Here is a 13,319-nt window from a genome sequence, read left to right as displayed (position 1 = left end):
ATCACACCCTCCTATCACAGAACCCGTAAAAACAATTAACGACTTCCTACACAGTCGGACTGCCATGACAGGAAATGTGCAGTCCTTGCTGCAGGCCATATAAATCAATGATTGCCCAAAGGTAGAGCAAGTTGTAGATATATTTTCGACCCTCTCATATCATGCGTAAGGTCGCTAAAAAGTATTCCTGGCTCGATTTACAAGTGGTCCTTTTCCCCATACTCAACCTTCTGAAATATAAATGCGGACACAAGCAACCAATAACCTTGCAGCCTATATCTGGTCCCTGGCGGACCTCCTTCGCGGTGATTTCAAACAGAGTCAATATGGCCGTGTTATCCTTCCCTTCACCCTGCTCCGGCGGTTGGAGAGTGTGCTGGAGGAATCCAAGCCCGCCGTTCTGGCAGAGTGGGAAAAAGTGAGGAAGATGAACCTGCCCGAGGAGGCGCAGGAAAAATTGCTGCTGCGATTGACCGACGGACTTGCCTTTTTCAATACCTCCCAGATGGATCTTGGCAAGCTTGGGGAGTCGGGTATCAAGGCCAACTTGGAGTCCTATATTCAGGGCTTTTCCCGCGATGCAAGGGAGATCTTCGAATATTTCAAGTTTGATGAGTTCATTGGTCAGCTGAGTGATGCCAACCTCCTTTATAAGATAGTGCAGAAGGTGCGGGCTACTGACCTTTCACCGAAAAAGATTTCTAACCATGAGATGGGCTTGGTCTTCGAAGAACTCATTCGTCGGTTTGCGGAGAGCTCCAACGAGACTGCTGGGGAACACTTCACTCCCCGGGATATTGTTCGCCTGACCACCTCCCTGGTGTTCATGGAAGATGATGATGCGCTGACCAAGCCGGGTATCATTCGCACCATTTACGATCCTACCGCAGGCACAGGAGGCTTTCTTTCTTCCGGGATGGAATATGTACACGAACTCAATCCCCAGGCCGTAATGCGTACATTCGGCCAGGAACTCAATCCGGAGAGTTATGCCATCTGCAAGGCGGACATGCTGATTAAGGGGCAGGATGTCAGCAATATCAAATACGGTAACACCCTTTCCAATGACCAGCTGTACGCCGACAAGTTCGACTACATGCTCTCCAATCCACCCTTTGGGGTGGACTGGAAGAAGATCGAGAAGGAGGTCAAGGATGAGCATACCCTGAAGGGGTTTGACGGTCGTTTCGGTCCAGGCCTGCCCCGGGTGTCGGATGGCTCGCTGCTGTTCCTGATGCACCTGATCAGCAAGCTCCGGGATGGGTCCGAAGGTGGCGGTCGTATCGGCATTATCCTTAACGGTTCCCCCTTGTTTACTGGCGGGGCTGGATCGGGGGAGTCCGAGATCCGAAGGTACATCCTTGAAGCAGACCTGCTTGAGGCCATTGTCGCCCTACCCACGGACATGTTCTATAACACCGGCATTGCCACCTATGTCTGGGTGCTCACCAACACCAAGGCACCTGAGCGGAAGGGCAAGGTGCAGCTGATCAACGGTGTCCACCTTTATGGCAAGATGCGCAAATCGCTTGGCTCCAAGCGGAACATCACGGGTGATGACGATATCGCCACCATCACCCGTGCCTTTGGTGGGTTCGAGGTAATCGATGCTCGTGAGTTGGACAAACCGGAAGAGGTGAAGGGTAACCGGGGACGACAGGCCGAAAACGGCAAGAACGGCGGACCCAAGACCTTCAGCAGCAAGATCTTCCATACCCATGAGTTCGGTTATCGGCGGATCACCATAGAGCGGCCTTTACGCCTCTCCTACCAGTTCAGCGACGAACGGATAGAGGAGTTGCGTTTTGCCCCTAAACCGCTCAACGCTGCCATGAAATGGATATATGAAGCGTATGGGCAAGATTGGGCGTACGGCCAAGCCTGGTCTGACGACCAATATGGAGGCCTTGCAGAGCATGAGGACGATATACGGCGGCACATCAAGAAAGCATTCAGCAATCTGAAGGAGAAGCATGTCAAGGACCTCCTGAACAGCAAGACATGGCTCTTCCAGCGAGAGATGATGGAGAAGGCAAAACTCCTTCAAGAGACGATCGGTAGCGATCAGCATGATGATTTTAACGGGTATGCTGCTGCCTTGAAGGCCGCAGACGTGAAGCTCGACACTAAGGAGAAAAAGCAGATCACGGATGCTGTCAGCTGGAAGAATCCCGAGGCAAAGAAGGTGGCCAAGAAGGTACATAAGAAAGGAAGCCCTGATCCCATATACGGCCTGTTCGAGGTAGACGGCAAGGTTGTTGAGTATCAGGTGGACGGTGACCTCCGAGACCACGAGAACGTTGCCCTCGATCCATCACGGCTGGTCAACGAGCTAAATGAAGAGTACTTCGCCAAGGAGGTGCAGCCCCATGTTCCTGAAGCCTGGATCGACGGCAGCAAGCGAGACAGTAAGGATGGGGAGATAGGTATTGTCGGTTATGAGATCCCCTTTAATCGGCATTTCTATGTGTACCAACCACCTCGGGATCTTGCCGAGATCGATGCGGATCTGGACAAGGTGAGTGCTGAGATCATGCAGTTGCTGCAGGAGGTTCATTCGTGAATGGTGGGCGATATCAGGCGTACCCGGAGTATAAAGATTCTGGAGTTGGGTGGTTGGGGTGCATCCCATCACACTGGGAGAGGTTGAAGTTTAGTCTCTTGGCTAGGGGGGGTAAGGTTTTTGCTTCTGGTCCTTTTGGCTCAAGTATCGGGGCAAAATTCTACCAAGATGAAGGCGTTCCTGTAATTCGTGGCAATAACCTAAGTATTGATGGAAAAACACCGTTATATAACGATAGTGGATATGTGTTTCTTGATGAGCATAAAGCTGAAGAACTATCAAATGCTGAAGTCTTGCCCGGAGATCTTGTTTTCACAGCTCGAGGTACTGTTGGTCAGGTTGGTTTAATTCCAGATGATGGTTCGATTAGTTGGTCAAGAGCCATTCTTTCAGCTAATCAGTTGAGATTTCGTAACAGTGCTGGGGGCGTTAATTCGAAATTTCTATGGTACCTCTTTTCATCGTGGTTTGTTCGCACTCAAATATCACTCAGCAGTGACAGTGTTGCTCAACCCAATTTGAATCTGGGATCACTTAGAGGGTTAAATCTCTTACTGCCAGAGGTGGGCGAACAAATCCAAATCGTCAATTTCCTCGACCACGAAACCGCCAAGATCGACACCCTGATCGAAAAGCAGCAGAACCTCATCGCCCTGCTCAAGGAAAAACGGCAGGCGGTGATCAGTCATGCCGTGACCAAGGGATTGAACCCCGATGCCCCCATGAAGGATTCAGGGGTTGAGTGGTTGGGGGAGGTGCCGGAGCATTGGGAGGTGATGAGATTAAAACATACATCAACAATACAATCCGGAATCCCAAAAGGAAAAGATCTGGTAGGTAAGACTGTTGTTGATGTTCCGATGTTAAGGGTTGCGAATGTCCAGGATGGTTATCTGGACCTGCAGGAAGTTCACAACATTTCAATAGAACCAGAACAGCTCGAGAGATACAAGCTTGTCTATGGGGATGTACTGATGAATGAAGGTGGAGATAACGACAAGCTTGGGAGAGGGGCTGTATGGAGGTCTGAAATTGCCACATGCATACACCAAAACCATGTATTTGCTATCAGGCCCCACCTGATCGAGCCTGAATGGTTAGATCTGGTGACTAGGGCAGAATATGCTAAATTCCATTTTTATAGAGTCTCAAAGCAAAGTACTAATCTTGCGTCGATTTCATCTTCTAACATCAAAGAAACACCTCTTACAGTTCCCCCGGAACAAGAAAGAAAGGCGATTTTGGAATCTGTCGAGAGAAAATTACTGGTAATCGATCAGGTTCAAAACAAGTGTACATGTCAAATTAAGCTCCTCCAAGAACGCCGCACCGCCCTCATCTCAGCCGCCGTGACCGGCAAAATAGACGTCCGCAACTGGCAACCACCAGCAGCCCCGGCCAGCGCGGAGGCCGCGTCATGAGCCCTCCCACCGACAAAGCCAACGAGCTGACCTTCCAGAACGATATTATTCAGGCCCTTCTTGATAACGGTTGGCTCCTTGGCTCCCCTGAGGGCTATAATCGCGAACTCGCCCTCTACCCCGAGGATCTGCTCGCCTTTGTCAAAGCAACCCAAGACAGTCAGTGGCAGAAATACCGCAAGATCTACCCCGCCGATACCGAGCAGAAGCTCCTTGATCGGGTAGCCACCCAGCTCGGCAAGGTCGACCCCAATGCGGTCGACAAGGAGATGCGGACCTTTGGCACCCTCGGCGTCCTGCGACATGAGATCCGCGACCGCGGTGCCCGCTTCAGCCTCTGTCAGTTCAAACCCGAGCATGAGCTCAACCCTGATACCCTGGAGCGATACCAACAGAACCGACTCCGGGTGGTGCCGGAACTGGTGTATAGCCCGTGGGCCAAGGAAGAGCACCTGACCGAGAACGGAGGGAAAGCCAAGAAATGGCGCATCGACCTGGTGCTGTTTGTGAACGGCATCCCGGTTGCCACCATGGAGCTGAAGTCGGAGTTTAAACAGGCGGTGGAGCAGGCCATCAAACAGTACAAAACCACCCGTTTCCCGGTCGATCCGGAGACCAAGAAGCCTGAACCCTTATTAACCTTCAAACGGGGCGCATTAGTCCATTTTGCGGTCAGTCAGTACGAAGTCTACATGACCACCCGCCTTGATGGTGCTGAGACCTTTTTCCTGCCCTTTAACAAGGGGACTCGCTTCGGTGGGGCCGGTAATGACACTCCGGAGGATGTTGACCAGTATGCTACAGGCTACCTTTGGAATGAGGTGCTACAGCCCGATAACCTGCTCACCATTCTTGGCAGGTATGTGCACCTGGAGATTGAGGAAAAGGAAGACTGGGACGGCCGGAAGTACAAAAAAGAAAAAATGATCTTCCCCCGCTACCACCAGTGGGATGTGGTCAACAAACTGATTGACGCCGCCAGAACCGAGGGCCCAGGAAACAAATACCTTATCCAGCACAGTGCCGGGTCCGGCAAATCCAACTCCATCGCCTGGACCGCGCACCAGCTGTCAGCCCTCCACAACCAAGACGGCACCAAGGTGTTCGATTCCGTCATCATCGTCACCGACAGGAACGTCCTCGATGCCCAGCTGCAGGACACCATCTACCAGTTTGAGCATGTCGACGGGGTGGTCGGGAGGATCAATAGAGACGAAGGCGAAGGGTCAAAGTCGGAGAAATTGGCGGCTGCCCTGACCCACTCCCAGCCCATCATCATCGTCACCATCCAGACCTTTCCCTTTGTGCTCAAGGCCATCGAGGCAGATGTTAACCTCAAGGAGCGGCACTATGCGGTCATCGCCGACGAGGCCCACTCCTCGCAGACCGGTTCAACGGCCAGGAAGTTGAAAGAAGTGCTGATGATCGATGCACAGCAGGAAAATGGTGAGGAGCTGACCGCTGACGACATCCTCGATGCGGTTGTGGCCTCCCGGAGGGCATCCAGCAATCTCAGTTATTTTGCCTTCACGGCCACCCCCAAGACCAAGACCCTGGAACTCTTTGGCCGTCTGCCACATCCCCACCAGGTCCCGTCAAAGACCAACAAGCCCGAGGCCTTCCATGTCTACACCATGCGCCAGGCCATCGAGGAGGGGTTCATCCTTGATCACTGCTGTCCGGTTAAGGAAATAGATAAGGCCTGAAGAGCTTCTTTTTTGTATAATGATGTTACCGCTAACACATTAACATAAAAGGAGATTCAGGCCATGGCTCATAGTAACACGGTACTTGCACAATTGCTCAAACTTATTGACAGACATGAATTCCAATATTTGCATACGGGTCCTTACCGACCGCAACGAAAGTACCGTGCTCTCAGCCAGTGGGGCCAATTTACTATCATGATGTTTGCTCAACTTACCGGTAGAGCGAGTCTTCGTGATATCTGTGACTCCCTGCAGACACAAGCAGGAAGATTATATCATCTCGGAGTCAACCGAGTGAAGAAATCAACCCTAGCTGACGCAAACAACAAGCGACCTGCAGAATTCTATCAGGCTTTCTTTGAAAAGACCTACCAACGCTGCATGTCCATCGCACCAGGAAAAAAGAAATTCAAGTTCAAGAACAAGCTTTACTCGCTTGATGCCTCAACCATCGACCTCTGCTTGTCCGTCTTTCCCTGGGCAAAATTTCGTTCGACCAAAGGCGGTGTGAAACTGCACGCCTTGCTGGATCATGATGGTTATATCCCCAAGTTCGCTGCTATTACCGACGCGAAAACCTCAGACCTATCCTTTGCAAGAACCCTCGCGTTACCGGCAGGTTCGATTATTGCTGCCGACAGGGCGTACATAGATTTTTCCTGGCTGTATAAGCTCAATAAAAGAAAGAACTTCCTTGTTACCCGCCTCAAACGCAACATCAAATACAAGGTGACCGAAAGACGCCCAGTCCTTAAATCCAAAGGACTCACCTCTGATCAAACCATCATTCTTACCGGTACAAAATCAGACGAATGCCCCATACCTCTACGGCGAATAGGGTACAAAGACCCAAAGAGCGGCAAACATTACGTTTTCCTTACCAACAATTTCCACCTGGCAGCTAAAACCATTGCCGATATCTATAAAAGCAGGTGGGAGATTGAGCTTTTTTTCAAGTGGATCAAACAAAACCTGAAGATCAAAACTTTTCTCGGTACCAGCCGCAACGCGGTCATGACACAGATATGGATTGCCCTTATCACCATGCTGGTACTTTCTTACATGAAATTTTTGGCAAAACTGGGACAATCTATTACACAAATCCAACGAATTCTGCAGTTAAACCTGTTTAAAAAACAGAATCTGTGGGAGTTATTCAACCCTTTGCCTGTAAAACATAGAACTGAAAGTTATCAAAAAATGCTGTTTAATTTCAGCAAACTATAACCGGACACCAGTGATCCTTGATGTGCTCAAGAACTACACCAACTATAAGGTGGCCTACAACCTGGCCATGCGGATCAATGCCACCGACCAGGAGGTGGAGAGCAAGAAGGCCAAGGTAAAGCTCAACCAGTGGGTACGGCTGCACGATTATAACATCGCCCGGAAGGTGCAGGTGATCATCGAGCACTTCCGGGATAACGTTATGGGGCTGTTGGGCGGTCAGGCCAAGGCCATGGTGGTTACCAGCTCCAGGAAGGCAGCTGTCCGCTATAAGCTGGGGTTTGAGAAGTACATCGCCGAGCGGGGATATAGGGATATCCACGCCCTGGTCGCCTTTTCTGGTGAGGTGGAGTTCGATGAGAACGACCCCAATGCTGCAGGACTGCTCGGGGAGAAATTTACCGAGAGCGGCAACCGCATGAATCCGGATCTCAAGAAACGAGACATGCGCAAGGCCTTTGACAGCGATGACTATCAGGTGATGATCGTTGCCAATAAGTTCCAGACCGGCTTTGACCAGCCGAAACTGTGCGCCATGTATGTGGACAAGAAGCTGGGCGGGGTTGAGTGCGTGCAGACCCTGTCCCGGTTGAACCGTACCTACCCGGGCAAGAGCGACATCGGCACCTTTGTGCTCGACTTTTTCAATGAACCCCAGGACGTGCTGGATGCCTTCCAGCCGTACTACCAGACGGCTGAACTGGCGGATGTGTCCGATCCTGACCTTATCTTCGACCTGTTCGACAAGCTCCGTGCCGCCGGTATCTTTCTCTGGCATGAGGTGGAGCAGTTTTGCGAGGCGTATTTTAAGAAAAGCAAGAGCAACGCTGCCCTTGCCAATATCTGCAAACCTGCCGTGGAACGGTGGAAAGCACGATATAAGGACGCCATCGACGCCTACCGGGAGGCTAGGGATATTTTTGAACGGACCCAAAAGGGCACCAGCGACCCGGTGCTCATCGCCAATGCCGAGAACAGCTTCAAGGACTGCAAGAAGGCAAAGGACGCCCTGGAGATCTTCAAGAAGGACTTGGGCAGCTTCGCCCGCTTCTATGAGTTTATGTCTCAGATTGTCGACTACGACAATAAGGACCTTGAAAAGCTCAGCCTCTATGCGCGCAACCTTCGCCCGATGCTGAGGGAATCCCTTATTGATGAGGATGACATCGACCTCCAGGCGGTTGTCCTAAGCCACTACCGGCTTTCCCGAATTCGCCAACAAGACCTCCGCCTGGAGGAGAACAGCCCGGAGTATAAACTCGAGCCCGGGGACGACATCGGAGCAGCAAAGCCCAGAGACCGTCAGGAAGAGCTGATTTCCCAGATCATCAGCCGATTAAACGAACTCTTCATTACCGACAACCTGACCGACCAGGACCTGGTAAACTATGCGTACACCATCCGGGATAAGGTGAAGGAGAATGAGCTGGTCATGATGCAGATTGCCAATAACAGCCCGGAGCAGGCCATGCTCGGTGATTTTCCCAAGGCGGTTGATGACGCAATTCTTGGAAGCCATGAGGCCCACCAGGAGCAAATGATGCAGTTGTTATCTGATCCGAGGAGGGCACAGGGGTTTGCCAAGGTCGTGTTTGATTTACTGTTAGGAGACAGGGAGGCTGTTCGTTGATGACGAGGTCTTTCTCGATAAGGATACAGAGGTCCTGGATCGACACTAAGAGGCGCTCGGCATTGTCGACGCCAAAAAAAATGTGGAGGGAGAATATAGTTGCCACCACGACTGGCAGATAGCCCAGCAAAACCTTAACCCATTACAGACTTCTCGCAACTCTACCCGTCCCCATAGAAGCATTAGCTGGGATGCCATGAGTGGAGATGGGATAAATAAAAAATGCTGCAGAGTGCAACATAATCATTAAGCCAAGGTGGTAACTCAATGTAAATATGATATTTAAAAAAAAGCGCAGGTTCTTAAATGGCAAATAGTTAAAGGGGGAATGCCAGTGGGGCAGCATATCTTTATTTCACACTCTACCGAAGACGACGACACCATCAAAACGCTGCGGGAATGTCTCGAACTCCACGGCCAACTTCCATGGGTGGACTCCCGTGAACTGAGCGGTGGGGATGACCTTGAGGCCATAATAGAAGAACGTATTCGCACTGCCCGCCATTTTGTGGTGATTGTCAGCATCGCAGCACTTAGCTCCGAATGGGTGCAGCGTGAGGTAAAACTAGCCCTGGAGGTGGCCGAACAAAGAACGGACAGCTATAAGCTAATCTCCTTGGTTCTACCGGGTGTAAAGCCAGGTATCCTCAAACTCCTCTTTCCAACCGAGCCCGTCCATATCTTCGTGGAAGACACCCCCACCGGCCTGAATGATGCCATGCCCAAACTATTTGCCGCCCTGGGCGAGGAACTGCCGGATGACTGGGACAAGGCCGAGACGGTGCCGGTCAAACCGGTGGAGGAACTCCTGCTCAAACTCTGCGACCCGGCGATATCAGAAAAAGACGGCGTACGCCGAGCCACAGCCACCGCCGAGCTGACCTATACCCCATCTGACAACGGCCGCACCATTACCAGCCGCCGTTACAAGTTCACGGCCCCCATGGGACCGGTGGAACAGGAAGAGATCCGCTGGTATATCGAATCCTACTACCGCTGGCCCACCGGTGTTTTCAAAGAACGCGCCGGCAAGACCGAACAGGATCTGTTCCAGTGGGGCCAGGCTATCTACAAGGCTGCCCTGGGAGGTGAATCCGCCCGTGACCCCCTGTCGGCATGGCGCAGTACAACCGGCAGTCGCCGTTTCTCAGTACACGTTGACCCTGATCCGCAGGAAGGCACCAGCGAGGCAGACAGTGCCCTGTTCCGCGAAGCCGCCAGCAACCTTCTCGCCTTGCCGTGGGAAATCATGCACGACGGTTCCGGATATATCTCTCAAGGGGCAAACGGGGTGCGGGTGCGCCGACGCCTGCCCAACCGCAAGCAAATCCCCGTCAGTAAAACCCGCCTGCCGATCCGGGTGCTGCTGCTCAGCCCGCGGCCGGAGATCGACAAGGACGGCAGCCCTGTCGGCTATATTGACCATCGCATCAGCGCCCGTGCCCTGGTGCAGGCCGCCGACACCCTGGGGGAGAACCTGGTCCGGATCGACATCCTACACCCGGCGACCTTTCCCGCCTTGAAAAAGGCCCTGAAAGAGGCCAATGAACAAAACAGCCCTTACGCCATCGTCCATTTCGACGGCCACGGGATCTATGATCGCAAGGTTGGGCTGGGGGCCCTTTGCTTCGAGGATCCCATCGACGACAAGAAGATTGGCCAACGGCGGCTTCAGCTCGTTCATGCCGAGGAACTGGCCGCCGAACTGCGCGGTTACGGAGTTCCCCTGATCTACCTGGATGCCTGCCAGACCGCCCAGGCCGATGAAGACCCCAAGGCCTCGGTGGCAGCCAAACTGCTTGAGGAGGGGATCGGCTCGGTGGTGGCCATGAGCCATACGGTGCTGGTGGAGACTGCCCGGCGGTTTGTGGAGCCCTTCTACCGGTCTCTTGCCGAGGGCAAGCGGGTGGGTGACGCCATGCTTGACGGACAAAATGGTCTGTACGAGGATACCTACCGCTTCAAGATCATGGGCGCCGGTGACCTCCATCTGCAGGACTGGTTCGTTCCGGTCCTGTACCAGGAGACCGATGACCCCCAGCTGTTCAACGTCAAGCCGGGGGAGAGGGCTTCCCGGATGGCCACAGAACGCCGCCAGCTTCAACTGGGTCAGCTGCCGCCAACACCTGAGCACAATTTCGTTGGCCGCAGCCGGATACTGCTACGCCTGGAACGGTTGCTGGAGCAGGAGCCTTACGCAGTCATTCGGGGCAGCGGTGGCATGGGCAAGACTGCACTGGCCGTGGAACTGACCCGCTGGCTGGTCCAAAGCAGCCAGTACCAGCGGGCGGCCTTTGTAAGCGTGGAGCCGCAGAACGTGCAGGATGTCAAGGGGGGACTGGAAGTCATCGGCAGTCAACTGCTGCCCCAATACAGTGCTGCCGAATATGGCAACGACCAAGAGGAGGCCCTCAAACCGATAATACGGGCCTTGCGAAATTTCTCCACCCTGATCGTGTTCGATAATATGGAGAGTGTGCTACCGGACCACAGGGGTATCAACCCTGCCGGTGCTGCCGACGTCAACGATCTGCTGGAACTCGGCCAGCGATTGCTGGCTTCCTCGAATCGCTGCCGCCTGATCTTCACCAGCCGCGAGCTGCTGCCCAAACCCTTTGCCGCGGAGGTAAATACAGTCGAGCTGGGGCGCTTGAGCGAAGACGAGGCGATCAAGCTGGTGGAGCAGGTCATGGCAGAACACGACTGGGAGCCGCCTGCTGGTGACAGTGCCACCACCCCCCAGGAGGTGACCGACCTGGTCGATACAGTGGGCCGCCACCCCCGTGCTCTGGTGCTGCTGGCCCGTGAGGTGGCTGCCGGGGTGAGGACCACTACCGCAAACGTGGCCCGACTGATGGCCAAGCTGGAGGCCCGGAAACCGGGTGATCGCGAGAACTCGCTCTATGCCAGTGTGGCCATCTCCCTGAAACGCTTGCCACCGGACATACTCGAACCAGTGAGCCGGCTGGCCGTATTCCACGGTGGGGGGCATATAGCCAACATGGCTGCAGTGATGGAGGTGGAACCCGACGAGGCCCTGGCCATCGCCCAATCGCTGATAAACTTGGGTATGGCAGAACCCCAGGGCCACGACTACCTGCGGCTCGACCCGGCCCTGCCCGAATACCTCAAGATGGACCAAGCCCCGGAGCGACTGGCCGAACTGGAGGCTGTCTGGGCTGATGCCATGATCCAGCTGGTCGTTTTCCTTTACCAGCAGCAGTTCAAAGACGCCACAGTATCCGCCGGACTGACCCTGCTGGAGCTGCCCAACCTGCTGGCCCTGCTCGATCGGATGGCTCAGAGGGTCAATGCGGACGGTGCCAGTGCTGAAGCGGTCAGTGACATTGCCGGTCAAATTGAACAACTGCTAGCCTGTCTGAACAGGCCCCAGGCCCTTGCCCGGGCCGTGGCGGTGAGGCAGCAGGCGGATGCGGCCCTGCCGGAGTGGTGTCACGCCCGCTTTATCAACCAGAGGTTGCTCATCGAGCGACTAATTGACCATGGCCAGCTCCAGCCGGCCCATGAAAAGGCCCAATCTCTGCTGGAAAGAGCCAAGGTAGCGGGGCCAGCAGCCTACGACGGGGCGGACTCTGATCTGGCTATGGCGCATTACCTGCTCGGAATGGTGTTGGGGAAGGCCGGGCAGGCGGCCCTGGCCCTGGGCCTGTTGGTAGAGGCCCAGCAGCAGTTCGAGGCCCTGGGGGAACGCGGCGAGCGCATGGCGTCAGTAGTTCTTGCTGAACAAGCCGATCGCCTCAGAGATCTCGGCCGGCTCGATAAAGCTGCCGAGACGTATACGGAGAACATCAATCGAGCTGAGAAACTGGAAGATTATCGACAGGTCGCGGTAGGCAAGGGGCAACTGGCAACGGTGCACATGTTACAGGAAAAGTACGACGAGGCGGTAGCCGGATATCAAGCGGCAAGGACGATCTTCGAGCAGCTGAATGAGCCGAAGATGGTGGCGACCGCCTGGCACCAGATCGGCAGGGTGCACCATGAAGCCGGGAACTACGACGAGGCGGAAACAGCCTATCGCCAATCTTTGGAGATTAAGACCCGGACCAACAACCTGGCCGGACAGGCCAGCAGTTTAAATCAGTTGGGGACTCTCTACGCTGACAGCCTGAATCGGTTGGAAGAGGCGGTGGCCTTCTACCGGCAGGCGGCCGATATAGCTGTTGAGTTACAGGATTTGCTTAAGGAAGGGCTTAGACGTAACAACATCGCCAACACCCTGTACAAGCTGAAGCGTTACGGCGAGGCCCGGACCGAGATCCAGCGGGCCATCGAGTGCAAAAGCAACTTTGGTCATACAGCCCAGCCGTGGACGTCCTTCAATGTTCTACACAATATCGAAACAGCGGATGGCAACCACGCCACCGCCAAAGAGGCCTGGCAGCAGGCCCGGGATGCCTACCTCGCCTACCGGCAGCAGGGGGGCTATGCGCATTATTTTGGCGGGAGAGTGGTGGATAACGTGTTGGGCCTTCTAGCTGAACAAAAGGCCGACGAGGCCCAGGCGTTGTTTGATGAGGTTGCAGGTCATCCAAACGCCCCGGACTCGATCAAGAAACTTTTGCAAGCGGTAGTCAAGATCCTCAACGGCTCCCGCGATACGGCCCTTGCGGATGACCTTGCTCTCGATTTCGATGATGCGGCAGAAATCCTCTTCCTGATTGAACGGTTGGAGGGATAAGCCTGCTCGCGCAAGAAAAGTAAGCGGTGCTGCTATAAGCAGCGAAACAACACCGGTATAGATTAAA

Annotated in this window: 4 protein-coding genes and 2 pseudogenes; all 6 read left to right on the top strand. The window is 54.0% G+C overall.

Features of this window, described 5'->3' with window-relative positions; genetic code table 11:
• Positions 1-241: 241 nt before the first annotated feature.
• The 6 genes and pseudogenes from ACZ52Z_RS16020 (at position 242) to ACZ52Z_RS15995 (ending at position 13,252) form a co-directional block, all read left to right on the top strand.
• On the top strand, positions 242-2,563 hold the full coding sequence (locus ACZ52Z_RS16020) for an N-6 DNA methylase (RefSeq protein WP_464267777.1): 2,322 nt from the start codon (positions 242-244) through the stop codon (positions 2,561-2,563).
• Positions 2,564-2,646: 83 nt separating this feature from the next.
• Complete coding sequence (locus tag ACZ52Z_RS16015) at positions 2,647-3,984, top strand: restriction endonuclease subunit S (protein WP_464267776.1); 1,338 nt, start codon at positions 2,647-2,649, stop codon at positions 3,982-3,984.
• Positions 3,981-5,654: pseudogene (locus ACZ52Z_RS16010) on the top strand (type I restriction endonuclease); the annotation flags it as partial. The gene ACZ52Z_RS16015 and the pseudogene ACZ52Z_RS16010, both read left to right, overlap by 4 nt.
• A gap of 99 nt (positions 5,655-5,753) precedes the next feature.
• Positions 5,754-6,920, top strand: coding sequence for an IS4 family transposase (locus tag ACZ52Z_RS16005; protein WP_464267775.1), 1,167 nt, complete (start codon positions 5,754-5,756; stop codon positions 6,918-6,920).
• A 13-nt stretch (positions 6,921-6,933) separates the two neighbouring features.
• Positions 6,934-8,550 (top strand): annotated as a pseudogene (locus tag ACZ52Z_RS16000) (type I restriction enzyme subunit R domain-containing protein); the annotation flags it as partial.
• Between the two features lie 328 nt (positions 8,551-8,878).
• The gene (locus tag ACZ52Z_RS15995; protein WP_464267774.1) at positions 8,879-13,252 is read left to right on the top strand and encodes a tetratricopeptide repeat protein; all 4,374 of its coding nucleotides are present in this window, start codon (positions 8,879-8,881) and stop codon (positions 13,250-13,252) included.
• Positions 13,253-13,319: the final 67 nt, after the last annotated feature.

The organism is Desulfogranum aggregans (assembly GCF_055398265.1).
The sequence above is the reverse complement of the archived record's forward strand: the minus strand, read 5'-3'. Positions and strand labels throughout refer to the sequence as shown.